Below are 26872 nucleotides of genomic sequence, written 5' to 3' on the forward strand. Positions count from 1 at the left end.
CAGCACTGGTTTGTATCTGTCCGGTTGTTCCGGGCAACGGCCGCCTGATCAGCAGATGAATGAATCTGATTACAGGAATTGCAGCCTGCAGATAGAATGTCCTGGTAATGCTTCTTACTATATCATCAGTTTTGATAACCAGGGAGCCGGAACTGTAAACTTTTGCTTTGAGAAACGGGATACTATAAATTATGTGTCAGGGAAGAATGATTCAATCATGAAAATATTAACATTTCAACTTTCCGAAGTTGATAAAAAGCAGACCGATAGTCTGCTGACAAAGATTCAATCACTAAAGCACATAAACAAAACTGTACCGCATGATACTTTCAGATATATATTAAAGCTGGACAATACAGTTAGTTTTGAGGGAAGTAATGCTGAAGCCGATCTGTTTAAACTGCTGAAGATTGTTACGGATAACTTTGCAACAGAAATCAGGAAGTATGATTATTGTGGTTTTTTTGAAGTTTTTCTTAACAGGCAAAGCACTCCTTAATATTAGTATAAAAAAAATTACGATCCTGGAGCTACAGATATTATCTGGAGCTCCTTGCTTATTATTGGAGACAGGAAGGCCATTAAGCCTGCTGGTACAGTTTAAAACCCGGTAAGTCTTATCTTTGCCCTATGGCACGTATTATTCCATTATCAGAAGGTTCATTTACGGTAGACGCTACCAAACGTTTCTCTCCATTCAAAGCAGGCGTGGACAATCTACAGGATCGTCCGCACGGCTCCCTGCTGGTAGAGATTCAACCATTTTTAGTAATAACTGACCGCGATTATATCCTGTTTGATACCGGGCTGGGATTCCGTAATCCTGACGGCGTTTTACAGATTCATCAGCACCTGATAGACCACGGCATCAACCCGATGGAGATTACCAAAGTACTGATGAGCCACCTGCATAAAGATCATTCCGGCGGCGTTTCCGCTGCAGATCCGGTTACAGGCGAACGTACCCTGACTTTCCCCGGCGCTACCTATTATGTTAATAACGAAGAAATGCTGTACGCAATGGAACATGCCGGTAAATCCTACCTGGCAGAAGATATCGTTCTGCTGCAGCAACGTGATAATGTTGTGTTCACTACCGGCAACGGTACTATCGACGGATATATTCATTATGAACTGACCGGAGGACATTGCCCTTATCACCAGGTATTCCTGGTTGACGACGGAGAAGATAAAGTGTTTTTCGGCGGCGATGTGGCGCCACAGATATCACAGATGAAAAGCCGCTTTGTAGCCAAGTATGACTATGACGGCAAACGCAGCATGGAATTACGTCAGGAGTTCCTGGAGCGTGGTAAGCAGGAAGGCTGGACATTCCTCTTCTATCACGACACCAAAGAGCCAACCGCTAAATTCTGATAGTAAACGCATATGTATACCTTGTACCATAATTTCAGGCTGGCAGGGCAATACAATGTCAGAACATGGCAGCAGCAGGGCCATCCCTGGGCTGCCTTCAGTGAATACAGGCAGCCGGTTACCCACGGCCTGTATATACCGCAGCCTGTATTGAATTTAATACTCAGCGGCCGCAAAAGAATGTATGACGGCACAAAGGTGCATCACCTGCGTGCCGGCGATATATTCCTGATTCCTGCCGGCGCTGTCATCTGCTCCGAAATTCTTTGTCCGCAGGAAGATTTTGTGAGTATCAATATTGTACTGCCGGAAGAGCAGCTCAGGGAATACCGGTTTACGCCTGCCAACGGTTTTCCTGCCGGACACACTACTGCATTACCCCGTTCTCCGCACTGGTGGAAGTTAAGCCGGCAGCTGTACCGCGATTTTCATGATAATACCAGGCCCGATTACCAAGCCACCATTCAACAGGTTTTGTATCTCCTGCAGCAGGAAGATAAACACATACTGCAGTTGCTGACATCTTCCCTGCCTTTGCCTGAGATGATGGAGAAGTTGTGCCGGGAATTGCAGCAGGTGCGGCAGCTGGATGATGTGGCAGCCATGGGATATATGAGTACAGCCACCCTGAAGCGCCGTTTCCGGCGTGTGTATCACCAGAGCCCGATGCAGTGGGTCTGGGAAAAAAGGCTGCAGATGGCGGCTTTCCTTCTGCGCACCACTGTCCGGCCTATCCCTGAAATAGCTTACAGCAGCGGGTTTGAAGACGTTACTCACTTCTACCGCCAGTTCCGGCATTATTATCACCTCACTCCGCTGCAATGGCGCAACGGAGAAAGTGATCTTTTCAGCAAATAATCACCCGGCTGCAATCCTTATCTTTCTGAAAAAAACAATGGAAAGTCTCACCGCTATCGCTGAAGCATGGCTGCATGCCTGGAATTCCCATAACCTGGAAGACATTATGTCCCATTATGATGAAGACATCGTATTTTATTCTCCCTTCATTGTGAAGATCAACAATGACCCGTCCGGCTGTATCCGTGGTAAGGCAGCGCTGCGCGCCTATTTTCAGCGTGCGCTTACCGCCTACCCCGACCTGCACTTCGATTTATACCACATTCTGGAAGGCGTAAACTCTGTTGTTCTTTACTATAAAAGCGTTCAGGACAAACTCAGTACGGAGATGATGATTGTGAAAGAGGGGTTGGTGGTGGAAGTAAGAGCGCATTATAAATAATGAAATTACGAATTACGAATTGCAAATTACGAATGTAGTAGCGAAGAGCTAAACGGAGATTAAAGGTATGAGTACTAAATATCACCTTTAATCTCCGTTTAGCTCTTCGCTACTACATTCGTAATTCGTAATTCGCAATTCGTAATTATTTTACATTTGTCTTTTCCGCATCATTCCCTGATTCATTCTATTCAGGCGTTGATTATGCAGGTGATTAAGCATGATGGTGCGGAATTCCTTTTCGCTCCGGAATATGGCGCCGGCTTTTCTGGCGGGGAGTACCCGCTGGAATTCGGAGGTATATCGGGAGCGGATGTCGTACATTCTTTTTTCGTAGCCGAGGTCGTTGTCCATGTTACGTTTGGCGATGGCGTCGGCATCTTCGCCGATAAGGCGGTTCTGTTGTCTTTTGCTATGGCGGTCTGCGATGAGCAGTTCTACTTCTTTCGTATAATTTTTATAGATAGGCCAGAATTTCTGGGCTTCATCGGCGGAGAGGTCCAGTTTTTTGGAGAGGTATTCCATCTGGAGGGCCTTGATTTTTTCAGCGGCTTCTTCAGACGGTGGTTGTTGTGCCGTACTGATGTGGGTTATCATCAGCAGGCCAGACAAGACAATCCATATAATATTAATACTCTTCATGCATCACTGATTAGGTAATACCTCTTTTGACAGAACGGGTTCCAGATATTTTTCAATGGCATCGGCAGGAATTTCTTCCTCCAGTTTTTTCTGCAGGTCTTCAGAGGCCTGGTCTTTGCCGTCTGTGCTTGCGAAAAAAATGTCGTTGTCAAAAGCGTCGGTATGGGTTTGGAGATAGTTCACAATATCCTGGTCGCTGACGCCTTCCAGTTGTCTTTCTATATTAAAGCTGTTTTCTTTTTGCAGAAATATGAGTGCAGTAGTGCCGGTAAATGCCACGAGACAGGCTGCCACAGCCCATTTGAGCCATGTGCCGGTGATGTTCCGGTGAACGGTGCGCATAGGCGCAGGCGTTGCCGGTGTTGCAGGCTTCAGTGTGTCGAAATAGCCGGCTGGCGCTGAAAAGGGCATCTGCCGCGGGATGGCGGCCAACAGGGGAGACAGGGTAGCCAGTTCTTCCTGTATGGGATCGGCAGCAGTATGCAGTCGTTGCAGGATAGCTTTGGGTAAAGCGTCGAAGTAACCGGAAGGAACTGAAAATGGATGACTGGGCTTAACGGACTGAACGGGGGGAGTTTCCTCTTCCTGAATTCTTTGCAGCACGGCGGCGGGCAATTGCGCGAAGTAACCTGCCGGCGCCGTAAAGGGCGCTTCAGCGGGCCATCCGGCTCCCGGTACGAGCTGTTCCAATTCAGTGATAATGTAGCTTTCCCTGTTCATATACAGTTTTTAGACAGTAGCCCTTATTAATAGTTTAATATAATTTTAATCTTTTGGCAAAAATCTTTAAAGTTTGCTTAAAATAGAAAACTGAGATTCAGATATCGTTGGATTTGATATATTCTTCAATCTTTTTAACGGCATGGTGATAAGAGGCTTTCAGGGCGCCTTCGGATGTATCCAGTACCCGGCTCATTTCTTCATAGGGCATCTCGTCATAATACCGGAGGTTGAATACGATCCGCTGTTTTTCTGGTAATTGCAGGATGGCCTTTTGTAGTTTCCATTCCAGCTTGTTAGGGTCAAACTGGCTGTCGGCACGGAGCTTATTGCTGAGTCCATCTTCCACATCTGAAAGTGAAACGGCCTGTTTCCGCTTTTGCTGTTCCAGGAAGGTAAGGCTTTCATTGGTTGCGATCTTATACAGCCAGGTATACAATTGAGCATCCTCCCGGAAGTTCTCCAGGTTTTTCCACACTTTAATGAATACGTTCTGCAGCACATCATTGGCATCATCATGCGCAATCACCAGCCGGCGTATATGCCAGTAAAGCCGTTCCTGGTATTTGCGGATGATTAACGTGAAGCCTTCTTCCCTTGACGCAGGTATCCGGTACAGTGCCAGTAATGCTTTATCGTCCTGTGTAACGGCCATAGGTTAAATGGTTCTGGACAGGTTTTTTATATCCTGAATATAATACAATAAGATGCTTTAGAGGCCGGAAAGTTTAATCATTTTATTATTTTATTATTTGAGATTTTTCTTTAAAAAGAAATGCCCCCCGGAGGTCCGGAGGGCATATATATCAGAGACAAATCTCAAAATCTCAAATAATCAAATAACAAAATGATTATTGTTTTTTCTTGCGTTGAAGGGCTTTTTCGGCTGCGGCCACAATATGGTCTGCATCCAGTCCGTATTTCTTCAGCAGTTCAACGGGTTTGCCACTTTCGCCGAAGGTATCGTTGGTACCTACGTATTCGATAGGTACGGGCACGTGACGGGCAGCTACCTGTGCGATACTGTCGCCCAGACCACCGAGTACGTTATGTTCTTCGGCAGTAACGGCGCAACCGGTTTTGGAGAGTGATTTGATGACAGCAGCTTCGTCCAGCGGTTTGATGGTGTGGATATTGATGATTTCCACGCTGTAGCCTTTTTCTTCCAGGATTTTACCGGCTTCAACGGCGATCCACACCAGGTGGCCGCAGGCGAAGAGGGTAATATCAGTTCCTTCGTGGAGGATCTGGGCTTTACCGATTTCGAATGGCTGGTTTTCAGGTGTGAAATTAGGCCATTTCGGACGGCCAAAACGCAGGTATACCGGACCTTCATGGTCTGCAATAGCGATAGTGGCGGCTTTGGTCTGATTGAAATCGCAAGGTACGATAACGGTCATACCAGGCAGCATTTTCATCATACCGATATCTTCGAGTATCTGGTGGGTAGCGCCATCTTCTCCTAATGTAAGACCGGCGTGGGATGCGCAGATTTTTACATTTTTGTTGGAGTAGGCAACGGACTGGCGGATCTGGTCATATACCCTGCCGGTAGAGAAATTGGCAAAAGTGGTGGTATACGGGATCTTGCCTCCGATGGTCATACCGGCGGCGATGCCAATCATATTGGCTTCGGCAATACCTACCTGTACAAAGCGATCAGGGAATTCTTTGATAAATGCGTTCAGCTTCATGGAGCCGAGCAGGTCGGCGGTGAGGGCAATAACATTGGGGTTTTTACGACCCACTTCCAGGATGCCCTCGCCGAATCCGGCACGGGTTTCTTTTTCGTTCAGCGGTTGAATATCTTTTACCATTGCGGTTTTTTTAAAATTGAAGCGTAAAAGTAAACATTTAAAGTGACGAATTAGTTACTCAGCACTTTGTTGCGCAGGCTTACTTCCCACTGCCAGGCGGTGCGCATGCAGTCCTCTATACCGATGTTGGGTTCCCAGCCCAGCTTTTCCTTGGCGCGGGAATTATTGGCATAGATGGAGATGACATCACCGGGGCGACGGGGGCCTGTGGTGTAGTTCAGTTTCACGCCGGAGATTTTTTCAAAAGCGCGGATGGCTTCCAGTACGGTAACGCCGTTACCGGTGCCAAGGTTGAAGATTTCGCAGTTGCTGCTGTTTTTGCGGGCAATCAGGTACTGCAGGGCTTTTGTGTGTGCGTTGGCGATATCCGTTACATGGATATAGTCACGTACGCAGGAGCCGTCGCGGGTATCGTAGTCGGTACCGAAAACAGTCATCTTAGGTATTTTACCGATGGCAGTCTGGGTAATTACCGGCACCAGGTTATCCGGTTTGCCCAGCGGCAGTTCGCCTATCAGTGCGGAAGGGTGTGCGCCTACCGGATTGAAATAGCGTAACAGGATGGACTGGGTATCGTTTACCCGGCTGTAATCTTCAATGATCTGTTCTCCCATTTGTTTGGTACGTGCATAAGGAGACTGCGCTTCACCCAGCGGTGTTTCTTCCACTACCGGCAGGGCTTTGGTATTGCCGTAAACAGAGCAGGAAGAAGAAAATACCAGGTGAGGGATATTAAATTCCTTGATGCATTTTAAAACATTGATGAGAGAGGTAAGGTTATTGTGAAAATACAGTAAGGGATCCGCAACGGACTCCGGTACTGTTTTCAGTGCTGCAAAATGTATTACACCCACAATGTCGCGGTTTTCATGAAAAACCGCATGTGTATCTTCCAGGTTGCAGAGGTCTACTTTGTAATTACGGACTCTTTTGCCGGTAATTTTTTCCACGCCGTCCAGGAGCTGGGTAGAGCTTCTGATGTTGCTGTCCACGGACACCACATCGAATCCATGATTGATTAAATCTACAATAGTATGGGCGCCTATATAGCCACAACCACCTGTAACAAGAACCTTCATGATAATTTCAGATTTACAATTTTTTGAGATTTCAGATCATTTTTTGCTCCAGCACTGTTTCCAGGTATTGGCCATAACCGCTTTTCAGCAGGGGTTTAGCCAGTTCCTTCAGTTGGTCTGCACTGATAAACCCTTTGCGGTAGGCAATTTCCTCGATACACGCAATTTTAATGCCCTGGCGTTGTTCAATTACCTGTACAAACTGAGAAGCCTGCATCAGGGAATCGAAAGTGCCGGTATCCAGCCAGGCTGTTCCGCGGGGTAAGATAGAAACTTTTAATTTTCCACGGCGTAAATATTCTTTGTTGACATCCGTAATTTCATATTCTCCGCGAGGGCTGGGCTGCAGGTTTTTGGCTATTTCCACTACGCTGTTATCATAGAAGTAAAGGCCGGGAACCGCAAAATTGGATTTGGGTTTCGCCGGTTTTTCTTCGATAGACAGTACCCGCATATCGTCTGCAAACTCCACCACGCCGTATCTTTCCGGGTCGGAAACCTGGTACGCATAAACGATACCGCCATCAGGGCGGGCGTTATCTGCGAGCTGAGAACCCAGTCCCGCACCGTAAAATATATTATCTCCCAGCACCAGCGCTGCACTGTCTGTGCCAATGAACTCCTCGCCGATCACAAACGCCTGGGCCAGCCCGTTGGGTTGCGGCTGTTCCGCGTAGGAGAGGTTCAGGCCAAACTGGCTGCCATTACCAAAAAGGCGTTGAAAAGAAGGCAGGTCATGCGGAGTGGAGATAATGAGGATATCCTTGATCCCGGCCAGCATTAAAGTAGACAGCGGATAATAAATCATGGGTTTATCATAAACCGGCATTATTTGTTTGCTGATGGCATACGTAATGGGGTGTAAGCGGGTGCCGGAGCCGCCGGCGAGGATAATTCCTTTCATTTCTCAGAACAGTTTTTTATTAAAGTATGATAGCTTTTCACAGTAAAATCGCACAAAAATAGGAGCTATCGCTCACATGACAGCATGTTTTATAAAAAAAGCTCCCTGTAATATACAGAGAGCTTTTAAAAATATGACAGATAATCATCTTACTTAATGAAGAGGCTGACGATCAGATAAGTCAGCGCTGCCAGCAGGCCGCTGATGGGAATCGTTAAAACCCAGGCCCAGAGCAGGCTCACAGTAACACCCCAGCGTACGGCAGACAACCTTTTGGTTGCTCCCACCCCCATGATGGCGCCGGTGATAACGTGCGTGGTACTGGCCGGGATACCCAGGTGCTCCGTGATGAACAGGGTGATAGCTCCCGAAGTTTCAGCGGCAACGCCTTCCAGGGGCGTTACTTTGGTGATACGGGTACCCATCGTTTTCACGATTTTCCAGCCACCGCTCATCGTTCCCAGGGCGATAGCAGTAAAGCACGCCAGCGGAATCCAGTCGGGCATAGACTTAATGTTGGGAATATAACCTGCTGCCACCATGGCTGCGGAAATGATCCCCATTACTTTCTGGGCATCGTTACTGCCGTGACCCAGACTCAGCGCTGCGGAAGAGGCCAGCTGCAAGCGTTTGAACCAGTTTTCGGCCCGGAACGGATTGGCTTTTCTGCACACATTCACAATGATAAGGGTGAAGATAAACGCCACCAGCATACCAATCAACGGCCCCAGTACAATAAAGTATACAATCGGCAATACCTTGTGATAGTTGATAACGTCCAGGGTGCCCGCACTGGTTACTGCCGCTCCGATAAAACCCCCAATCAGGGTATGGGAGGAGCTGGAAGGAATACCCAGCCACCAGGTGAACAGGTTCCAGGAAATAGCGGCCACCAGTCCGCACAGGATCACTTTCAGGGTAATGTATTGTTCAAAGACAGAGCTGGCAACGGAGTTGGCTACCTTAAACTCGCCGATCACATATTTGGCTATAAAAAAAGCCGCAAAGTTGAAGACTGCGGCCCAGAGTACTGCCTGAAAAGGTGTCAGCACTTTGGTCGACACAATAGTGGCGATAGAATTGGCTGCATCATGAAAACCATTAATATAGTCAAACACGAAAGCCAGTATAATAATAACTACTAATAAAGTCATGGTACCACGAGAATTATGCGTTCAGAACAAGATTACCCTTTATCAGGAGTATTTGATTATAATGGTTTCGATCACATTGGCGCAGTCCTCGCACTTATCAGTAGCGATTTCCAGGGCCTGGTATATTTCACGCATTTTAATCAGTTCTGCTGCATTCTGCTCGGTATCAAACAGTTCAGCGATAGCCATATCATAGATATCGTCAGCATGGTTTTCCAGGCTGTTGATTTTTACGCAGGCATCTGTGATAACACGCATATTCTGCATGTTACGCAGTTCAGGAATAGCCTTATGCAGCTCCAGCACGCCCAGGTGAATCAGTTCAGCGAGCTTGCGGATGCTTTCATTCAGGTTATGCACCTTGTACAGGTCCATTCTTTTGGCGGAACCATGGATGTAGTCAGCTACGTCGTCCAGGGTAGCGGCCAGATAGTGAATATCTTCCCTGTCAAACGGCGTAATGAAGTTCTGACCCAGTTCTACAAATATACGGTGGGTATAATCGTCATTTTTGTGCTCCAGGCGCTCGATCAGATGTACCTTGTCTTTACGTACGGCCATGTCATTTGTTGCTACCAGCTCATTCAGCACCTGCGCCATTTCCACAAGGTTGGAAGCCACATCTTCAAATAAAGAATAAAATACCCGGTCTTTCGGCATGAATAATTTTACAAAGGAATTGAAGCCTCCCATACGTTTGAGTTTAAAAATTTGCCGCAAAAATAGCTTTCAGAATCTATCGGAGCCAGAAAAAAACCTGAATTAATAATTCCTTAACACTGGATTAATATAAAAGTAATATAGCGATTTTTCCTTTGTATTGAAAATTTGAATCACAAAACAGGGCCTACAACCTGATATACCTGGTAATTAAATGTCTGATAAACGCCCATTAGATATAGCTGTTATCTCCGATGTACATCTGGGGATATACGGTTGTCACGCCAAAGAACTGATCCAGTACCTGGACAGCATAGAACCCCGGATCCTTATACTGAACGGAGATATTATTGACATCTGGCAGTTCAGCAAACGCTACTTTCCTAAAGCCCATACCAAAGTAATCCGGAAAATCCTGAAAATGATCGGAAAAGGCACCGAAGTGTACTACCTGACCGGGAACCACGATGAAGCCCTCCGCAAATATGCCGGCTTTGAACTGAGCAACTTCTCCATCGATAACAAGCTGGTACTGGAAGTAGACGGAAAAAGGCACTGGTTTTTCCACGGGGACGTGTACGACGTGACCATGAAAAACTCCAAATGGCTGGCCAAGCTGGGCGGCAAGGGGTATGACCTGCTCATTATCATCAACCGCCTGGTAAACAATATTCTGGAGAAAATGGGCCGGGAAAAGATGTCCTTCTCCAAAAAAGTGAAACAGGGCGTGAAGACCGCCGTGAAATTTATCTCCGATTTTGAGCAGACAGTAGCAGAAATCGCTGTGGATAAAGGTTTTGACGTGGTTTGCTGCGGGCATATCCACCAGCCCCTCATCAAGGAGATGCAGGTAGGCGATAAATCCGTGACCTATCTGAACTCCGGCGACTGGGTAGAAAGCCTCACCTCCCTGGAGTATACCAACCAGCAATGGACCCTCTACCAGCATCCTGTGAGTAAAACAAAGATCGTACTCCCGGAAGAAGACGATGATACCCTGCCCGACTGGGACGCGGCGCGTATCATTACCTTCCCCGGTTCCTGATTTTTTTTCTCCCTGCCCTATACTTCACATGATAATATTTTAAATATATTTATATTTTAATATTATTTTCACATAATCATAACAAGCGCTTAATATTAAATTAAAAGTAGACTATTAAGTTTGCCGGAATAATAATCAGGTGTGAGCATTTTGCACCAGCAACTGAAGAAACAAGCGATGAAAGTACTCAAACTACACCCATTAATGACTATCTCCCTATTGCAGATGCAAATTCAACGTTTGTTGTCCTGTAATGTGGCGGTATATGTGCGCAACTCCCTCGCGAATAACTATGATACGCTGAAGGAAGCCGGTTTCGAAGAAGAAGCCCTCGTGGAATTCCCGATAGATGAAACACTGAGCCTGCGCGAATTTGAAGAAGAACTGGAAGAGAAGTTCAACTTCTCCCTGGAATTATGCAGCCGCGATAACAAACCCTTCCGTAATAAGAGCCTGCACCTGTTCCAGATATCTTCCGGCTTGTCTGAAAGAAAAGAGGAAAGAAATTTTTCCATAGATATATCCCTGGATATGCTCCTGAAAAACAGGCACACTCCTCCTTCCTTTCTTATCTGATAAACCCGGCCCATACTGTAGCCTTGTACCCATGTCCTGAACCTATGACCTATTGTTTTCCTGTCTGTTTATTTTCGTTTATACTATAACGTTAGTGAGTTTCTGTCTGTCGTGTGAAACTGTTAACATACTGGTAATGGCGGCTTAACATTGCGTTAATTCGCCCGGGATATTTTTGCCTCCGATATTAAAACGGGATTAAAACGGAATTAGAAAATCCGCCTGCTCCCGATTAAACATGAAATCTAAAATAATATCGTGAAAGGTTATATCTCTGTACAGCTTTGGACACTCCTCCTTTTATTTATAACCAATGCAGCAGTGGCAGGCGATCCTGCTAAAATCACCGGAAAAGTTACGGACAAGAAAACCGGCGATCCGCTGATCGGATTAACCGTACTCGTTTCCGGAACCGGTAAGGGCGCTGCTACCGACGTAGATGGCCGCTACAACATCCCTGTACAGCCCGGCAAATACACGCTCGAATTCAAATTCATGGGATATCAGGCGAAAGTGATTTCTGAAGTAACTGTTACTGCCGGTAAAACCACCTACCTCGATGTAGTAATGGAAGAACCCAGTTCTAAAAAACTGCAGGAAGTAGTTATCACCGGTACCGCCAAACAGGAATCTATCAACGCATTACTGACCCTGCAGAAAAATACCAGCACCGTAGCGCAGGTAGTATCGGCAGAGGCTATACGAAAATCACCTGACAGAAACACGGCGGAAGTATTGAAACGCGTTTCCGGCGCCTCTATGCAGGAAGGTAAATACCTGGTAGTGCGTGGTCTGGCTGACAGATACAACCAGGCTACCGTAAACGGTGCGCTCATGTCCAGCACGGAACCTGACCGTAAAACATTCTCCTTCGATCTCTTTCCTTCCAATATTGTTGAAAACATTATCATCAACAAAGCGGCTGTACCTGAGCTTCCCGGCGAATTTGCGGGTGGTCTGGTACAGGTGAACACAAAAGATATTCCTTCTGAAAACTTCCTGACCATCATGGCCGGAACCGGTGTCAATACCGGCACTACCGGAAAGGATTTCTACAGCTATAAAGGCGGTAAACGCGACTGGCTCGGGCTGGACGACGGTACACGCAGTATCCCCGGCGTTTTCCCGGCTACGAAAAATGAATACTTCGATAATTATACTACCGAACAGAAAATTGCTGTTTCCAAAGCATTCCCCAACAACTGGAGCACCTTTTCCAAAAATGCTCCGCTGAACAGCAACTTCCAGCTTTCCGGCGGTATCAACAAAGGCAGAGAAGGCAGCAGATTCGGCGCTGTACTGTCTTTAAGCTACAACAGCAACGCACGTAACCTGGAAACCTACCGCGGCGACTACGATAACGACGGCACCAAACTGTACGATTTCAACGATCGCAAATACACGAAAAATGTACTGGTAGGCGGATTGGCCAACTTCTCCTATCAGTTTGGAAAAAATAAAATCAGCTTCAAAAACCTGTACAGCATTAACTCTACCAACGCTACCACTATCCGTGGCGGAAAAGATTATCCGTCTGAAACAGATATGAAAGCGTATGAGCTTTTCTTCAACAGCAACAGGATTTATACTTCACAGCTGTCCGGCGAACACTTCTGGAATGCAGCACAGCTGAAGATCCGCTGGAATGGTAATTATTCCAGCCTTAAACAGGATGTTCCGGATCTGCGCAGACTTGGCTACAGCAGCAACATGGGTAAAGATGATTATGTTGCCAACGTAGCCTCCGGTGGTTCCGCTACCCTGACAGGTTCCGGCCGTTTCTACTCCAAACTGAAAGATGATGTTTACGGCGGCGGTATAGACCTCAGCAGGTTTGTTAAAATTGCCGGCAGACAACAGCAGGCTAAGATCGGTTACCTCACACAGCGCAAGGAACGCGGGTTTACACCAAGAGCATTTGGTTATACCATGTTCACTCCTTCTGATCCTGCTGCACAGCAGATCGTACGTTTATCTCCCGATAAAATATTCGCTCCGGAAAATATTACCGACAAACTGCTGCGTATAGATGAAATCACCAACGCACCGGATGCCTACAAAGCCAGCGGTACCCTGAATGCAGGCTATCTCCAGCTGGACAATGCCATCTTTAATAAATGGAGACTGGTATGGGGCGTGCGCATAGAAAATTTCGAACAGTCTATCCGCTACAACCAGGACGGTCCGCAGAATGTGAAAACAAAAGTAACGGATATCCTTCCATCTGCTAACCTGACCTATCAGCTGAATGATAAAACCAATATCCGCTTAACCGGCTCCCAGACTGTAACCAGACCGGAGTTCCGTGAACAGGCGCCGTTCTCCTTCTACAATTTTGAACTGATGGCTACCGAATCCGGTAACAGCAATCTGAAAAGAAGCAAGGTAACGAATGTGGATATACGTTATGAACTGTATCCCCGTTCCGGAGAGCTGTTCACCGTAGGTGCGTTCTATAAGTACTTCGATGCTCCTATCGAGCGCTTCTATAACAGTGGTGCAGGTTCTATCGGTTTAACATTCCTGAATGTGCCGAAAGCCATCAGTGCAGGAGCAGAAATAGAGTTCCGCAAAAACCTGGATTTTATCTCCGGTGGAAAAGAGAACTTCTGGCATAACCTGACCGTGTTTTCCAACCTGACTTACATCTACAATAAAGTGTCTTTCGAGAAGGGCAAAGCGCTGAAAGAGCGCCCGATGCAGGGCCAGTCGCCTTATGTAATCAACGCTGGGCTGCAGTATGAGCAGGCATCTACCGGAACTACGGTGAATGTATTGTTCAACCGTATCGGCCGCAGGATATTCATTGTAGGTAATGACACTGAGCCGGATATGTACGAGGCGCCCCGTTCCCTGCTGGATCTGATGGTAGCGCAGCGTGTTGCTAAACGTGGAGAAATTAAACTGACTGTCAGCGATATATTAAACCAGGCCGCCAACTTCTACCAGGACGCCAACGATAACAAGAAATACGATAAGGGAACAGACTTCCTGCGTATCAGTACAAAATACGGTACCAATGTGAATCTGTCTTTCTCATATAAATTCTAAGTGTAATTTATAATTAATTAATATTTAGTTCAGTTTAAGTTAATATTCGAGTCTAACCTTTGCAAAAATTTTCAATTCAAGACGTATGAAAAAAATCTTGTTTCCTGTAATGATGGCTGCAGTATTCGCAGCGTGTTCGAAGAATGACGATAACAATACGCCACCTCCTACACCTGGCACTACCGACATGACCGCTGCCAATATTAGCAGAACAACTGATAACAGCGAGTTTAAAGAACTGGCTGGTGATACATTGAAAGCGAACATTACTTCCAACACCGTACTGAAAGCCGGTAAAACTTATATCCTGAAGAATTTTGTGTTCGTACTGAACGGCGCTACCCTGAAAATAGAAGCAGGTGTAACTATCAAAGGTATGAAAACAGATAAGGGTACTATCATCATCACCAGAAATGGTAAAATTGATGCACAGGGTACTGCTGACAAACCAATTGTATTTACTTCCAACCAGGACGCTCCCAACAGAGGTGACTGGGGTGGCATAATCATCCTGGGTAACGCGCCTACCAACGGTCTGTACAACGCTACCAGAGGTCTGATGGCGATCGAAGGCGGTGTTAATACTACTGCAACCGGTTACGGTCTGCACGGTGGTAACAAAGCGGAGGATAACTCCGGTACCCTGAAGTATGTTCGTATTGAATATGCAGGTATTGCGTTTGAGCAGAACAACGAAATCAACGGTCTGACTTTCGGTAGCGTTGGTTCCGGTACAACAGTAGATTACGTAGAAGTAGCTTACTCCGGCGATGACTCTTTCGAGTGGTTTGGCGGTACCGTTAACTGTAATCACCTGATTTCCTATCGCGCAACAGACGATGATTTTGATACAGACAACGGTTTCTCCGGCAGAGTTCAGTTTGGTATCGCACTGCGCGATCACAACGTAGCTGACTTCGCAAGCGGCGGTGCTTCCAATGGCTTTGAGTCTGATAACGATGCAGATGGCAGCTCCAATGCGCCTTTCACTTCGGCTGTATTCAGCAACATGACTATCATCGGACCTGCTGCAAACGGTACACCGGTTGCTCCTTTCAAACGTGGCGCACACATCAGAAAGAACAGCAGACTGTCTGTATTTAACTCTGTGTTCACTGCATGGCCTGTGGGTATCTTCGTTGATGGTGTTGCTTCAGAGGCGAATGCAACTTCCAATGCACTGGAAGCAAAGAATAACATCCTGGCTGATTGCGTAACACCGGTAGCTGCTGGCACAAAAGATTTTGATGCGCCAAAATGGTTCTCTACTGCTGCATTCTCCAATAAAATAACTGTAACGCTGCTGGATCTGAAACTGACCAACGTAGCTTACGGCACATTTGATCCAACTCCTGCTGCAGGTTCTGCCCTGCTGAGCGGCGCTGACTTCAGCAACGCTAAACTGGCAAACTTCTCCAAAACTACCTATGTAGGTGCTGCAAGCGGTACTGACACATGGTATAAGGGCTGGACCAAATTCTAATAATCGTATATTAATTTAGATTTCATAAGCTGTATTTACACCGCCCCGGTATATACCGGGGCGGTTCTTTTTTCATATAACCGTTCAGGTGATATGATGCCAGCGTTAGAAAAATTCACATGGAGATAATGCTGTATTTAACATTCCGTTCATCTGTCAGGCCTACTTTTATTGCATGACAGGTGAAGCAGGGAGGAATTGCATAGAATGTCCTGTATACAGACTGTTACTGCCGCAGGAAGTTTAATGGAGCAGGTGCGGAAGGGGATGTGTAACAGCAGGGAAATATGTATGATAACCGTAATTAGTTCATAGCAGTTATTACACCGCCCCGGTATATACCGGGGCGGTTCATTTTTTGTCTAGTCCCGCGGGATAAATCCCGGCGGCGGCTCGAATCGTCTGTCGGTTATAAATTCTTTATCACTCAATGTTCTCAGGAAGGCGGTTAAATCGCGTTTGTCCGTTTCCGTTAGTGCGAATCCGTTTCTGAAGACGGGGTCCAGTGTGGGGCTGTCGAAGAAGTTGTTGTCGTAGTGGTTCATAACGCTTTCCAGGCTGCCGAAGCGGCCATCGTGCATATATGGCGCGGTAAGGGCCACATTACGCAGAGATGGCACTTTGAACCGGTACATATCTTCACCGGCGAGGGTAATTACATAGCGGCCGGAATCGGCGCCGTACATCCGGGGTGCTACCCCGTTGTTACGGAAGCTGTTATCCGTAAACAACGGCGGCTGATGGCAGGAGGCGCATTTCTGCTGAAAAACGGCCAGGCCATTTTTTTCGCTGTCTGTAAAGGTTTCGCGGCCCTGCAGGTAGCGGTCGTAGCGGGAGTTGGCGCTGACGAGCATCAGCATGAACTGGGACAATGCTTTCAGCATACGGGCGCTGTTGATGTCCGGTGAACCGAAGGCCTTTTGAAACAGTTGCTGATAGCGGGTATTGGCTTGCAGCCGCTTGATGACATTGCCCAGTTTCTCATCCATTTCCACCGGATTTTCGATAGGTACGATGGGCTGCAGATCCAGGTCGTGCACCCCACCATCCCAGAAGAAGGTGGTAGACCAGGCCAGGTTCTGGATAGACGGGGAATTGCGGACACCCAGCCGGTCGTCGATGCCGTGACTGACATCATGCCCGTGATGTGTGAAGGCATTGGCCTGAATATGGCAGCTGGCGCAGCTGATAGTGCCGTCGCGGCTCAGGGCGCCGTCATAGAATAATACTTTCCCCAGTGCAAACCCATCGGTGGTAACCGGGTTGTCTGTAAAGCGGTAGGCGGGTTCAGGAAACCCGGCCGGCTTAACAAAAGCGATGTTTTCCGGCACGGGTGGCATGGTTTCCTGTTGTTCCGTTTTGTTACATGATATGAAAAGGATGGTGAGTACAGGCAATAAAATCCCCTGGCCCCACCAGTAACGATGACGCATAAACGAATATTTGGCAGGGATGACCTACTTTTTCAGCTTCGCCATGAATTTCTCCGGCGCTTTGGCAAATACATCCTTGCAGGTGATAGAACAGAAATGGATGGTATCATTTTTATAGACAGTCCACTCATGATAGCTGGTGTCATAGGGCATCTGACAAACCGGGTCCGGCAGCTTGCCGCTGATGTCTGCCTGTTCAGGCGTGGTTGTTTCCACTGCCGGCATTTCCTGTTTTTCCGTTGTCTTGGGCGCCTGGTTGCAGGAAAATATCAGTAAGGCGCTGCTGGCTATGAAGAAGTATTTCATTGTAGATTGTTTTTATGTTATTCGTTATGCACGTGATCAATGATAAACATTTGTGTGTAATTATCCGCAATTTTTGCGGAGAGCGCATCCACCATAACGTTGGGATTAGCTGCAACGCTTATATTGGTGGTACCGTTCAGCATCTTCAGGGCGTCGGCAAAGAAATGCACCTGCGCGCGCCTGTCCTTGCGGATAATAGCTTTGCCATTGTTGGGAATGGTCAGCGTTACCTCACGGGTGTTATTCAGTGTTTTAACCCCATTGTTGAAGCCGCCGCCAAACAGGCCGACATGATAGCGGAACAGCTTCTGCCTGTCTGTTGATGACGGGGAGCTGCCTTCCAGTTTCGCAAAGATATAACCGCTGTTCCATCCCCAGTACATGTCACTGGCGCCGGTAGCAGGGTCCAGCGCGCCGGTACGTTTACTGATGTCCATGAGACTGCGGGTGCTGTCTACCCCGATCATGAATTTTACCTGTACATAATCGCCTGCGGGCACATTTTTCAGCGTATGGAAGGCTGATGCCTTATCTGCTTCACTGATCAGGAAATAGCTGCTGTCCTGAGGAACCGTATATACGTTACCGTTAGCAGTTATAAACCTGAAGTTGCTGACATAATAAGCGAATTTGGTGATAGTCAGTTTCTCGCCTTGCGCGTTGGTATATACCTGGACGCCGAGGATGAGGTCGTCGGAACCGGCGCGGTTATCGAATTCCAGTGTCATGGTGCCTGTTTCCGAAGGGTCGGTAGCAGGAGCAGTGGTATCTTTGGAGCAGGATGCCAGCAGAACGGCGGCTATGAGTAAAATATAATTTTTCATAATAGTTTTTTAGAAGAAGAAATTAACGGTGGCGGATACACGCGCATAGCTGTGGTTGTACCCGTCAGATAAATGCTGGTATACTGGCAGCTGTGCCTGTACGCCAGCAGAAAAGCGTTTGAAATATACATCAGCGCCTATGCTGGTGTGCACCATCTCTCCGCCGGTATAGTCTTTGGTTTTCCGGTCCTGCCTGTCTCCGGCCGCATGCTCATACATAACGCCCGCATATGGCTGCAGGGCTACTGTTTTGCTGACAGGCTGGTAAAGAAACCCGCGTATGGAGGTGTTAAACCTGTTGCCGAACTGGTAGGATTCCTTATTAGCTGTATTGATCCGGTAACTGGCATCGGTGTTGATACCCCATTTGCCGCGGCGCATGGTATAAACGGCATTCACCACAAAGTCGGTGCTGCGGCTGCCGGGCTGGAAGTTCTGATAGATGTTGCCGCCTTCATCAGGAATACCGGTTTTGCCGGTTGGCAGCTTAATACCGCCGCCAGCCTGGAATACATGGTGCCACTTCCTGGACAGGTCCCAGTTGTTGTCGAGGAAGGTATAGTTAGCCATCAGGGTTATATCTCCCAGACCGGAAACGGTGGTAATACTTTTGCCTTCTTCCCGTTTAAAATACTGGAAGGGCACAAAGGCGAACAGCTGTAGTCTTTTGGTAGCGTACCATCTGCCCCACAGCTCCGTAGTATGATAAAACTCCCTTGATTCGTGGTTCATTGTGTTGCCCAGTTCCGTCGGATGGGTAGAGCGGAACTGGCGGTATCCGTACCGCAGGCCGATAAAGTTTTTATGATATTGTGGCAGGATTCCCAGCTGGTATCCGCTGGCAGAGCAGCCACAGATATCGCAGGCGAAGACGCCGGCAGGCATGAGAATAGCCATGATGAAAAATAACTTTTTCATTTTACGCAGGTAATAGCAGGTACACAACGGCATAGCAGTGATGAAACTGCCTGCGCGCCATTGCGACACATTGAGAAAATAAAAAGGATTCCTTACAGCCTGAAACCGGCTGCAGATGCAGTGAAAATAATGATCAGGCCATTACGCCAGCGGGGGATGGAAAATGGTGCTGACAGGACTGTGGGTGGGTTTTATGAGATAGAATGAAATCAGTTCGTTGCTGATAGTGAAGCTATGTGCTTCTCCGGAGAAATGATGCTGCTGACAGAATAGTACAATTTCTTTTCCCTCTTTCTGTGCGTACGGATTTTTTTGTTCCTGCTGTTCTTCCTGTTGCAGCTGTTTACGAAGATGACATTTACCATTGCAATGCAGCTGCGGCTTGTCCCTGTTCTCGCAGAGATTGGCTGCAATATAGGCCTGGTTTATCTTGTAGCTGATAAACAACATCGTCGTACTGAAGTTTTGCAGTAGTATGATGATACAAAGTAATATGCAGGAAACCTTTTTCATGCAGCCGCAAAAGTAGAGAATCATTTTGTTATTTAGTCATTTAATTATTTGAGATTAAAAAAAATGCAGCGAAGATCAGGTAGAGCTTCGCTGCATTTTTAAATCTCAAATAATTAAATAATTAAATTACCAGATAACTACGCGTTCTGCGTCAGGCAATACCATTTTGTTACCTGGAGTGCAACCCCATGCTGCCTGGAATTCTTTCAGGTGTGGCAGCGGGCCGTTGATGCGGAATCTGGCCGGAGAGTGCGGATCTGTCTGGATCTGGTTACGCAGTGCAGCGTCGGTGATGTTGGCGTGCCATACCTGTGCCCAGCCCAGGAAGAAGCGTTGTTGCCAGGTGTATCCATCGACAGGTTTAGGTTCTTCTTTACCTTCGAAGGATTTTTTCAGACCATAGAATGCCAGTGTTAAGCCACCGAGGTCAGCAACGTTTTCACCGATGGTGAGATCGCCGTTGATTTTGAAACCTGGTAATGCTTCGAGGCTGCTGAAGTAGTTGCTGTAACGTTTGGTGAGTTTATCGAAGTTATCGCGGTCAGCTTTGGTCCACCAGTTTTTCAGGTTACCGTCAGCATCGTACTGAGAGCCCTGGTCGTCGAAACCGTGGGTAAATTCGTGGCCTATTACCGCGATGATGCCGCCGTAGTTGATGGCATCGTCAGCATCCGGGTTGTAGAATGGCGGTTGGAGGATACCTGCAGGGAATACTACTTCGTTGTTGAGCGGATTGTAGTAAGCGTTAACGGTCTGCGGTGTCATGCCCCATTCGCTTTTATCAACCGGTTTACCGATTTTACCGATATTTTCTTTATGCTCGTATAAAGCGCTGGCGATAATGTTTTCCAGCAGTTTATCTTTTTCAATGCTGATGGAAGAGTAATCTTTCCATTTGTCAGGATAACCGATCTTGTAAGTGAAGGCAGCGAGTTTTTTATGCGCCATCGCTTTGGTGGAGTCGCTCATCCAGCTCAGCTGATCAATTCTTTCGCCGTATACTTTACGAACGTTTTCGATCATCTGGGATACTTTCTCCTTGCTGCTTTCAGGGAAATATTTCTTGGCGAACAGTTTGCCCAGCGGCATGCCCAGTTGTGCGTCTGTAGAGCGGATTGCTTTTTCAGGGCGTGTTTTCTGTGCTTTTCTGCCGGTCATAACTGTACCGAAGAAGTGGAAGTTTTCATCACCGATTGCTTTAGGCAGGTAGCCGGCAAAGTGAGTGAGGAGTTGCCATTTGGCGTACAGTTTCAAAACGTCTATCGGCGTAGCTTTCAGCAGTTTGTTGGCGTTGGAGATATAGCCTTTGTTCTGCAGTACAATGGTATCAGTTTTAATATCCTGTTGCTGCGTGAAGGCATCCCAGTCGAAATCAGGCGCCAGTGTTTTCAGTTCAGCGTAAGCGGATCTGTTGTATGTTTTAACAGGATCGCGCAGTTCCACATTGGACAGCTGTATTTTAGCCAGCTGTGATTCCAGTCCCAGGATGGTAGCGCCTGGATTGGCATCTGTGAAGCCTGCGAGAGAGAACATTTTATTTACGTGATTGACAAATTCGCTGCGTACATTTTTGGTAGCAGAATCCTGTCTTTCATAATAGCTTTTTTCGCCCAGACTCAGACCGCTCTGGCCCTGGTAGAGCACATTCATTTTGCTGTCTTTGGCATCTGCTTCAGCGCCGAAACCAATAAAGCTGGATACACCGATTTTCTGGAGTTCACCGGAAACATTGGACCAGTCGGCCAGTGTTTTTACCGCATTAATCTTATCCAGATAAGGCTGTAACGGAGTGATACCGCGTTTTTCGATGGTAGCGGTATCCATGTAGGAAGTGTAGTAGTCTGCGATTTGCTGCTCTTCAGAGCCTTTTTTCAGCTCTTTTTTGCTGGAAATTTCTTCGATGATTCCTTTCAGGCGTACTTCCTTGTTTTGTTTGTCAAGGATGTTGAAGGCGCCCCAACGACTTTCAGTAGAGGGGATAGGGTTGTTTTTCTTCCAGCCGCCGTTAACGAAGTTATCGAAATCGTCACAGGCTTTGTAAGTGGTGTCGAGATCTGCCAGGGGAAACGCAGGCACTTTGGCGGTTGAGTCTGCCCCGTGCTCCTGCGTGGAACTACCGGAATTGCAGGCCGCGAAGGTAATCATGGCAGCCAGCAACGGTAGTTTTACCGCATTAGTTTTGTTCATATGTAAAACAGGTTTAGTCTTTAAAGTTATGGAAAACAAGGAAGCAAAAGTCATCCGTTTTGTATGAACGGCAATGAAAGGCAGAATTGCCGGGAAACACCCGCCCCGAATCTCTAAATAATTAGTAGGTTTGTGACGGTAAAAACGATTTTTTAATGAGTTTCAGGTTTAAATTATATAGGATTTTAACGGCGCTGGCATTGATGATTACGGGTTTTTTCACGTTCGGCGGGATATTGTTTGCATTTGTCAACTTCCCCGCACTGGTATCTGCCGTGATCTGGGGGGCCTGTTTCATACATAGTATTTTATCTGTATATCTTCAGCGGAGTATCATGTTCCCGGAAATTACACTGAAGGAAAGCTCGCCGGGAGGCATCCGTATTATGGGCGGCATCACGCTGATATTTGCTGCGCTGTTGTTTTTCTGCGGACTGGTACTGCAGATGATCCCGACGGAAGTACTGAAGGAAGTGATGGCAGAGGCTATGAAACAGAACAACGGCAACCTGAGCATCGGCTTCCTGCGCGGTATGGGGGTAGCGCTGTTACTGATCAGTTTAATCCTGACATTTAACGCAAATCTTTCTTTTTATTTTCTCCGCCAGTGGACGAAAATGAAGGAAGGCAGGGAAGAATAAAGGAGATCATATGGAAAGGAAGGAAATCGCCGGCAGGGAAGATATTCAGCTGCTGGTAGACAGTTTTTATGACAAGGTAAAAGCAGATGACAGGATAGGCTTTATCTTCAACGATATTGCGAAGGTAGACTGGCCGCATCATCTGCCCATCATGTACAATTTCTGGGAAAGCCTGTTGCTGGATACCGGCGTCTATGGCCGGAATACCATGGAGCCTCACTTTGCGCTCAACAGGAAAATTCCATTGGAGCCGCCTCATTTTGAGCGTTGGCTGCAACTGTTCGAAGCTACCGTGAATGAACATTTTACCGGGGAAAAAGCAGCGCTGGCACTCACCCGCGCCCGCTCCATCCAGGGTATCATGCAGCTGAAAATGCAAAAGATCAATCACCCGGAAGCCGGCCAGAAATAAAATCCTCACACTTAACTATTCGTGTATGCAGCCATTAGCAGAGCGGTTAAGACCGGTAACGCTGGACGAACTGGTTGGCCAGGAACACCTTACCGGTAAAGACAGTATATTAAGAAAAGCCATACTACAGGGAAAGATCCCGTCCATGATATTGTGGGGCCCTCCGGGCGTAGGTAAAACCACTATCGCCAACATCATTGCCCATACCCTGCAGGTGCCGTTCTATACCCTCAGCGCTATTTCCGCGGGAGTAAAGGAAGTACGCGAGGTCATCGAAATAGCCCGCCGGCAGCAACATGCCGTGCTCTTTATTGATGAGATCCACCGCTTTAATAAATCACAGCAGGACGCCCTTCTGGGAGCCGTAGAAAAGGGGATCATCACCCTCATCGGGGCTACCACTGAAAACCCTTCTTTTGAGGTAAATGCGGCCGTATTATCGCGCAGCCAGGTATATGTGCTGAAGCCGCTGGGCAACGAACAGCTGATGCAGTTGTTGCAGCAGGCCATGGAAAGGGATAAATGGCTGCAATCCAAAAATATAGAACTCAGGGAAACGGCAGCGCTGTTCAACATCTCCGGCGGAGATGCCCGCAAGCTGCTGAACCTCTTTGAGCTGGTAGTAGGCACCCTGCAGGAAGATCCCGTTGTCATCACCGACCAGAAAGTGATGGATATCGCCCAGCAACGTGTAGCCATCTATGATAAAACAGGAGAACAGCATTATGATATTATCTCTGCTTTTATCAAATCCATCCGCGGCAGTGATCCCAACGCCGCCGTATATTACCTGGCCCGCATGATTGATGGCGGAGAAGATGTGAAATTCATCGCACGCCGCCTGGTCATCCTCGCCTCCGAAGATATAGGCAATGCCAATCCCAACGCCCTGCTGCTGGCTACCTCCTGCTTCCAGGCGGTAAATCTGATCGGTTATCCGGAATCCAGGATTATCCTGTCGCAATGCGTGACCTATCTCGCCTCCTCCGCCAAAAGCAATGCTTCCTATATGGCTATCAACAATGCCCAGCGCATCGTTGCCCAAACCGGCGACCTGCCTGTACCCATGCATATCAGGAACGCACCTACGAAAATGATGAAAGGAATGGGATACGGCAAAGGCTACGAATATGCCCACGACCACGAAAACAATTTCGTACTCCAGGAATTTCTCCCCGACGCCATCAAAGGCACCAAACTGTACGATCCGGGAAATAACCCACGCGAAGATGAGCTGAGAAGGCATTTGAAGCAGCTGTGGAAGGACAAATATAACTATTGAGAATTACGAATTACGAATTACGAATTGCGAATGAGGAGCGAAGACATAAGCGGATACTAAATAGTATTGTTCGCTTATGTCTTCGCTCCTCATTCGTAATTCGCAATTCGTAATTCGTAATTCATAACTCAATTCCTTTCTTTATCAATTATCTCAAACTCCAACCCTGTTCTTTCGCCATTTTCATCCACCAGTGTAATCGTGTGTTTGCCTGCGGGCGGGTGCAGGGCCATCTGGTGAAATTCGGAGGTGGCGCCGATGAAGGTGTTGTCCAGGTGCCAGAATATTTTGGCAGCGGGGTTTCTGTGGGTGGCGGTGAAGATGGTCTGGCCGGGTTTGCCGTCGATTTCAAGGGGAACAAAGATACGGGCGTTGGGCCGCGGATAGATGAGTTCTATCGGGGCTTTGTCCTGTCCGAGGGAGGTGAGGCATTCCGGTTTGTAGGGAGGTAGTGCAGCGTAATAGTTTTTGCTGCGGTAATAATATTCCTGTGAGGGAGGAAGTACAAACCAGGATTTGTGCTGCATGAACTGCGGCGATTCGCAGTTCTCTGTTACGCGCCACTGGCCGGTTCTGTCAAGGTGAATGAGTTGGTGAAAAGGACAGATGCCTGCGCGGATGCCTGCGGGAGGTACAAAGATGGAGTCTCTTTCCTCACAGAGTTCGCTGGCGCGGTAACCGCTTTTCCGGCATACTTCAATTTTCCGGAGATGTGCATAGGGAGGTGTAAACCAGCTGCCGGTACGGAGCTGACGGAATACATCGAAGAGGATAGGCGCAGCGGTGGATACGCCGATCAGGCCCGGACGGCCTTCTCCATCGGCATTGCCTACCCATACACCTACTACATATCCGGGTGTTACGCCGATAGCCCAGCCGTCGCGGAAACCGAAGCTGGTACCGGTTTTCCAGGCAATGCGCTGAGAAGAGGAAAATTGCTGCCAGAGCAGTTCCTCTCCCGGACGCATCACTTCTGTCATGGTTTCAAATGTCTGCCAGATAGCGCCTGCATTCAGGAGCCCTTCTTTGCTGAGTCCGTATTTCGACGAGCGACTGATGTTCAGCTGATAGTTGGGCGGGTGAATATCATCCATGTCATATCTGCCGTTGTATTGATCCAGATGTATCAGTGTGCGGGCCATGCTGGCGTACATACCGCACATTTCCCAGAGCGTGGTTTCACCGCCGCCAAGGATCAGCGAAAGGCCATAATGGTCCGCGGGTTTGTTGAGGGTGGTGATTCCCATCTTCTGCAGCAGTATATGAAAACGTTCGTATCGGTACTGCTGGAGCATGCGTACGGAGGGGATGTTGAGCGATCTTGCCAGTGCACGGGAGGCGGGCACAGCGCCGTCGTATCCGAGGTCAAAGTTCTGCGGTGAATAACCGGCTATCTGTGTAGGAATGTCCGGCACCAGCATATCCGGCAGCAGCAATCCGTCGTTCAGCATAGCTGCATATAAGATGGGTTTGAGTGTGCTGCCTGGGCTTCTACGTGCCTGCACCACATCTACATGACTCTCCATTTCCGGATCTGACGGATGATAGATATTGCCGACATAAGCCAGCGCATTGCCTGTTTCCACATCCAGAACCAGAACAGCCGCATTGTTGATGCCATTGGCCTTATAGGTATGGTGGTATCTTTCTGTGATAGCGCTGACATTTCGTTGTAGTGCGCCATCTATGGTACTTTTGATGCGGGTAGGACCTTCTTCGTGCTGCTGCAGGTAATCGGCGTGAAAGCGGTCCAGCAGATGCGGCGCATCCTGCGGTAAAGGCAGGGGCTGTGCCGGCAGTGGTTCCAGCTTGGCCAGCTGACAGGTAATGCTGTCGATGGTTTTACGCTGATACAATTTATCCAGCAGCTGATTTCGTTTAGTCATTAACGTTTGACGGTTGCGGCCCGGGTGCACCAGCGCCGGACTGTTAGGCAACACTGCCAGCGCGGCCATTTCGCCCCAGGAGAGCTGATCGGCCTTGCGGCCGTAATACCGCCAGGAGGCGGCTTCCAGCCCTACTACATTACCGCCGAACGGCGCATTGGAAGCATAGAGCGCAATAATCTTTTTCTTGGAAGCACCGAATTCAAGACGGGTAGCCAGTACGCCTTCCACTAACTTCTGCCAGATGTTACGCGGCTGATTGCGCGACAGCCGGATGACCTGCATGGTAAGGGTGCTGCCACCACTCACCACACGCCTGCCCTGCAGATTCTGTTTTACCGCACGGGCTACTGCTACCGGATCTATCCCCCAGTGGTAATAAAATCGTTTATCCTCATAGGTGATAATACATTGCCTGAACTTTTCAGGTACATGTTCATTATAAGGGAAACGCCACTGGCCATCGGACGCTATGCTGGCATTCAGCAGATCGCCGCCTGCATCTTCCAGTACAAAGGAAGTAGGGCTGGTAAATAACTGCCGGGGCAAACAAAAATAATAGGCAGTCAGCACAATCACAGCAGCTGTTAACCACCATTTTTTCCTGATGCACCACTGACGGATTTTCTGTCGGTCAATTCTAAACATATCGTGTAAAGCTCTGCAATTTATGTCAATACAAAAATAGCAATGATTAAGGTATGCTATTTGCATAAGACAGA

26 protein-coding genes are annotated in these 26872 nt (G+C 47.7%); 11 read left to right on the forward strand and 15 right to left on the reverse strand.

Annotated features, from left to right (window positions below; genetic code table 11):
- The first annotated feature begins 217 nt into the window (after positions 1–217).
- From GWG06_RS22885 to GWG06_RS22900, 4 genes are all read left to right on the forward strand, one after another.
- Positions 218–499: a hypothetical protein gene (locus GWG06_RS22885; RefSeq protein ID WP_160716249.1), complete on the forward strand. Its 282-nt coding sequence runs from the start codon at positions 218–220 to the stop codon at positions 497–499.
- A 131-nt stretch (positions 500–630) separates the two neighbouring features.
- Entirely contained in the window at positions 631–1377 is a 747-nt protein-coding gene (locus tag GWG06_RS22890) for an MBL fold metallo-hydrolase (RefSeq protein WP_127041347.1), read from the forward strand.
- Positions 1378–1389: 12 nt separating this feature from the next.
- Complete coding sequence (locus tag GWG06_RS22895) at positions 1390–2235, forward strand: AraC family transcriptional regulator (protein ID WP_160716251.1); 846 nt, start codon at positions 1390–1392, stop codon at positions 2233–2235.
- A gap of 37 nt (positions 2236–2272) precedes the next feature.
- On the forward strand, positions 2273–2617 hold the full coding sequence (locus GWG06_RS22900; RefSeq protein ID WP_127041351.1) for a nuclear transport factor 2 family protein: 345 nt from the start codon (positions 2273–2275) through the stop codon (positions 2615–2617).
- Positions 2618–2767: 150 nt separating this feature from the next.
- Here GWG06_RS22900 and GWG06_RS22905 read toward each other — a convergent pair whose 3' ends face one another.
- The 8 genes from GWG06_RS22905 to GWG06_RS22940 all read right to left on the reverse strand — a co-directional run bounded on the left by GWG06_RS22905 (position 2768) and on the right by GWG06_RS22940 (position 9626).
- Positions 2768–3259, reverse strand: coding sequence for a hypothetical protein (locus GWG06_RS22905; RefSeq protein ID WP_127042670.1), 492 nt, complete (start codon positions 3257–3259; stop codon positions 2768–2770).
- Between the two features lie 3 nt (positions 3260–3262).
- A complete protein-coding gene (locus tag GWG06_RS22910; protein ID WP_127042668.1) occupies positions 3263–3979 on the reverse strand; it encodes a hypothetical protein in 717 nt (238 codons plus the stop codon).
- Between the two features lie 97 nt (positions 3980–4076).
- Positions 4077–4634, reverse strand: a complete 558-nt coding sequence (locus GWG06_RS22915) for an RNA polymerase sigma factor (protein ID WP_127042666.1) — start codon at positions 4632–4634, stop codon at positions 4077–4079.
- A gap of 196 nt (positions 4635–4830) precedes the next feature.
- A complete protein-coding gene (locus tag GWG06_RS22920; RefSeq protein ID WP_127042664.1) occupies positions 4831–5796 on the reverse strand; it encodes a transketolase family protein in 966 nt (321 codons plus the stop codon).
- A 50-nt stretch (positions 5797–5846) separates the two neighbouring features.
- The gene (gene galE / locus GWG06_RS22925) at positions 5847–6875 is read right to left on the reverse strand and encodes a UDP-glucose 4-epimerase GalE (protein ID WP_160716253.1); all 1029 of its coding nucleotides are present in this window, start codon (positions 6873–6875) and stop codon (positions 5847–5849) included.
- Between the two features lie 31 nt (positions 6876–6906).
- The gene (gene rfbA, locus GWG06_RS22930; RefSeq protein ID WP_127042661.1) at positions 6907–7779 is read right to left on the reverse strand and encodes a glucose-1-phosphate thymidylyltransferase RfbA; all 873 of its coding nucleotides are present in this window, start codon (positions 7777–7779) and stop codon (positions 6907–6909) included.
- A 149-nt stretch (positions 7780–7928) separates the two neighbouring features.
- Positions 7929–8933 (reverse strand): inorganic phosphate transporter, encoded by a 1005-nt coding sequence (locus tag GWG06_RS22935; RefSeq protein ID WP_127042659.1) that lies wholly within the window; start codon positions 8931–8933, stop codon positions 7929–7931.
- Positions 8934–8975: 42 nt separating this feature from the next.
- Entirely contained in the window at positions 8976–9626 is a 651-nt protein-coding gene (locus tag GWG06_RS22940) for a DUF47 domain-containing protein (protein ID WP_127042657.1), read from the reverse strand.
- A 181-nt stretch (positions 9627–9807) separates the two neighbouring features.
- Between GWG06_RS22940 and GWG06_RS22945 the strand changes: the two genes are divergently transcribed.
- From GWG06_RS22945 to GWG06_RS22960, 4 genes are all read left to right on the forward strand, one after another.
- The gene (locus GWG06_RS22945; protein WP_160716255.1) at positions 9808–10638 is read left to right on the forward strand and encodes a UDP-2,3-diacylglucosamine diphosphatase; all 831 of its coding nucleotides are present in this window, start codon (positions 9808–9810) and stop codon (positions 10636–10638) included.
- Between the two features lie 141 nt (positions 10639–10779).
- Positions 10780–11214 (forward strand): hypothetical protein, encoded by a 435-nt coding sequence (locus GWG06_RS22950; RefSeq protein WP_127042653.1) that lies wholly within the window; start codon positions 10780–10782, stop codon positions 11212–11214.
- A gap of 258 nt (positions 11215–11472) precedes the next feature.
- Entirely contained in the window at positions 11473–14265 is a 2793-nt protein-coding gene (locus GWG06_RS22955; protein WP_160716257.1) for a TonB-dependent receptor, read from the forward strand.
- An 85-nt stretch (positions 14266–14350) separates the two neighbouring features.
- Entirely contained in the window at positions 14351–15748 is a 1398-nt protein-coding gene (locus GWG06_RS22960) for a hypothetical protein (protein ID WP_127042649.1), read from the forward strand.
- Positions 15749–16110: 362 nt separating this feature from the next.
- Here GWG06_RS22960 and GWG06_RS22965 read toward each other — a convergent pair whose 3' ends face one another.
- From GWG06_RS22965 to GWG06_RS22990, 6 genes are all read right to left on the reverse strand, one after another.
- The gene (locus GWG06_RS22965; RefSeq protein WP_160716259.1) at positions 16111–17181 is read right to left on the reverse strand and encodes a cytochrome-c peroxidase; all 1071 of its coding nucleotides are present in this window, start codon (positions 17179–17181) and stop codon (positions 16111–16113) included.
- 24 nt (positions 17182–17205) lie between these two features.
- Positions 17206–17487: a YHS domain-containing protein gene (locus GWG06_RS22970; RefSeq protein ID WP_160716261.1), complete on the reverse strand. Its 282-nt coding sequence runs from the start codon at positions 17485–17487 to the stop codon at positions 17206–17208.
- Positions 17488–17504: 17 nt separating this feature from the next.
- On the reverse strand, positions 17505–18311 hold the full coding sequence (locus GWG06_RS22975) for an MbnP family protein (protein ID WP_160716263.1): 807 nt from the start codon (positions 18309–18311) through the stop codon (positions 17505–17507).
- A gap of 9 nt (positions 18312–18320) precedes the next feature.
- Complete coding sequence (locus GWG06_RS22980; protein WP_160716265.1) at positions 18321–19229, reverse strand: transporter family protein; 909 nt, start codon at positions 19227–19229, stop codon at positions 18321–18323.
- Between the two features lie 141 nt (positions 19230–19370).
- Positions 19371–19742, reverse strand: a complete 372-nt coding sequence (locus GWG06_RS22985) for a hypothetical protein (RefSeq protein ID WP_160716267.1) — start codon at positions 19740–19742, stop codon at positions 19371–19373.
- A 126-nt stretch (positions 19743–19868) separates the two neighbouring features.
- Entirely contained in the window at positions 19869–21929 is a 2061-nt protein-coding gene (locus GWG06_RS22990; RefSeq protein WP_160716269.1) for a M13 family metallopeptidase, read from the reverse strand.
- 155 nt (positions 21930–22084) lie between these two features.
- Here GWG06_RS22990 and GWG06_RS22995 point away from each other — a divergent pair, with 155 nt between their 5' ends.
- The 3 genes from GWG06_RS22995 to GWG06_RS23005 are packed head-to-tail and all read left to right on the forward strand — an operon-like array spanning position 22085 to position 24264.
- On the forward strand, positions 22085–22570 hold the full coding sequence (locus tag GWG06_RS22995) for a hypothetical protein (protein WP_160716271.1): 486 nt from the start codon (positions 22085–22087) through the stop codon (positions 22568–22570).
- Positions 22571–22580: 10 nt separating this feature from the next.
- Positions 22581–22982, forward strand: a complete 402-nt coding sequence (locus GWG06_RS23000) for a group III truncated hemoglobin (protein WP_127041166.1) — start codon at positions 22581–22583, stop codon at positions 22980–22982.
- A gap of 25 nt (positions 22983–23007) precedes the next feature.
- Positions 23008–24264: a replication-associated recombination protein A gene (locus GWG06_RS23005; protein ID WP_160716273.1), complete on the forward strand. Its 1257-nt coding sequence runs from the start codon at positions 23008–23010 to the stop codon at positions 24262–24264.
- Between the two features lie 128 nt (positions 24265–24392).
- Here GWG06_RS23005 and pbpC read toward each other — a convergent pair whose 3' ends face one another.
- Positions 24393–26798 (reverse strand): penicillin-binding protein 1C, encoded by a 2406-nt coding sequence (gene pbpC, locus GWG06_RS23010; RefSeq protein ID WP_160716275.1) that lies wholly within the window; start codon positions 26796–26798, stop codon positions 24393–24395.
- Positions 26799–26872 lie beyond the last annotated feature (74 nt).

The organism is Chitinophaga solisilvae (assembly GCF_009928525.1).
GTDB lineage: Bacteria > Bacteroidota > Bacteroidia > Chitinophagales > Chitinophagaceae > Chitinophaga > Chitinophaga solisilvae.

What these genes read in the sequence shown, in the direction of transcription:
- GWG06_RS23005 (WP_160716273.1), top strand. Translation starts at nt 23,008, where the DNA reads ATGCAGCCATTAGCAGAGCGGTTAAGACCGGTAACGCTGGACGAACTG.
- GWG06_RS22965 (WP_160716259.1), bottom strand. Translation starts at nt 17,181, where the DNA reads ATGCGTCATCGTTACTGGTGGGGCCAGGGGATTTTATTGCCTGTACTC.
- GWG06_RS22905 (WP_127042670.1), bottom strand. Translation starts at nt 3,259, where the DNA reads ATGAAGAGTATTAATATTATATGGATTGTCTTGTCTGGCCTGCTGATG.
- GWG06_RS22975 (WP_160716263.1), bottom strand. Translation starts at nt 18,311, where the DNA reads ATGAAAAATTATATTTTACTCATAGCCGCCGTTCTGCTGGCATCCTGC.
- GWG06_RS22985 (WP_160716267.1), bottom strand. Translation starts at nt 19,742, where the DNA reads ATGAAAAAGGTTTCCTGCATATTACTTTGTATCATCATACTACTGCAA.
- GWG06_RS22940 (WP_127042657.1), bottom strand. Translation starts at nt 9,626, where the DNA reads ATGGGAGGCTTCAATTCCTTTGTAAAATTATTCATGCCGAAAGACCGG.
- GWG06_RS22960 (WP_127042649.1), top strand. Translation starts at nt 14,351, where the DNA reads ATGAAAAAAATCTTGTTTCCTGTAATGATGGCTGCAGTATTCGCAGCG.
- GWG06_RS22995 (WP_160716271.1), top strand. Translation starts at nt 22,085, where the DNA reads ATGAGTTTCAGGTTTAAATTATATAGGATTTTAACGGCGCTGGCATTG.
- GWG06_RS22990 (WP_160716269.1), bottom strand. Translation starts at nt 21,929, where the DNA reads ATGAACAAAACTAATGCGGTAAAACTACCGTTGCTGGCTGCCATGATT.
- GWG06_RS22945 (WP_160716255.1), top strand. Translation starts at nt 9,808, where the DNA reads ATGTCTGATAAACGCCCATTAGATATAGCTGTTATCTCCGATGTACAT.
- GWG06_RS22910 (WP_127042668.1), bottom strand. Translation starts at nt 3,979, where the DNA reads ATGAACAGGGAAAGCTACATTATCACTGAATTGGAACAGCTCGTACCG.
- GWG06_RS23000 (WP_127041166.1), top strand. Translation starts at nt 22,581, where the DNA reads ATGGAAAGGAAGGAAATCGCCGGCAGGGAAGATATTCAGCTGCTGGTA.
- pbpC (WP_160716275.1), bottom strand. Translation starts at nt 26,798, where the DNA reads ATGTTTAGAATTGACCGACAGAAAATCCGTCAGTGGTGCATCAGGAAA.
- GWG06_RS22970 (WP_160716261.1), bottom strand. Translation starts at nt 17,487, where the DNA reads ATGAAATACTTCTTCATAGCCAGCAGCGCCTTACTGATATTTTCCTGC.
- GWG06_RS22980 (WP_160716265.1), bottom strand. Translation starts at nt 19,229, where the DNA reads ATGAAAAAGTTATTTTTCATCATGGCTATTCTCATGCCTGCCGGCGTC.
- GWG06_RS22935 (WP_127042659.1), bottom strand. Translation starts at nt 8,933, where the DNA reads ATGACTTTATTAGTAGTTATTATTATACTGGCTTTCGTGTTTGACTAT.
- galE (WP_160716253.1), bottom strand. Translation starts at nt 6,875, where the DNA reads ATGAAGGTTCTTGTTACAGGTGGTTGTGGCTATATAGGCGCCCATACT.
- GWG06_RS22885 (WP_160716249.1), top strand. Translation starts at nt 218, where the DNA reads ATGAAAATATTAACATTTCAACTTTCCGAAGTTGATAAAAAGCAGACC.
- GWG06_RS22900 (WP_127041351.1), top strand. Translation starts at nt 2,273, where the DNA reads ATGGAAAGTCTCACCGCTATCGCTGAAGCATGGCTGCATGCCTGGAAT.
- GWG06_RS22920 (WP_127042664.1), bottom strand. Translation starts at nt 5,796, where the DNA reads ATGGTAAAAGATATTCAACCGCTGAACGAAAAAGAAACCCGTGCCGGA.
- GWG06_RS22895 (WP_160716251.1), top strand. Translation starts at nt 1,390, where the DNA reads ATGTATACCTTGTACCATAATTTCAGGCTGGCAGGGCAATACAATGTC.
- GWG06_RS22915 (WP_127042666.1), bottom strand. Translation starts at nt 4,634, where the DNA reads ATGGCCGTTACACAGGACGATAAAGCATTACTGGCACTGTACCGGATA.
- rfbA (WP_127042661.1), bottom strand. Translation starts at nt 7,779, where the DNA reads ATGAAAGGAATTATCCTCGCCGGCGGCTCCGGCACCCGCTTACACCCC.
- GWG06_RS22890 (WP_127041347.1), top strand. Translation starts at nt 631, where the DNA reads ATGGCACGTATTATTCCATTATCAGAAGGTTCATTTACGGTAGACGCT.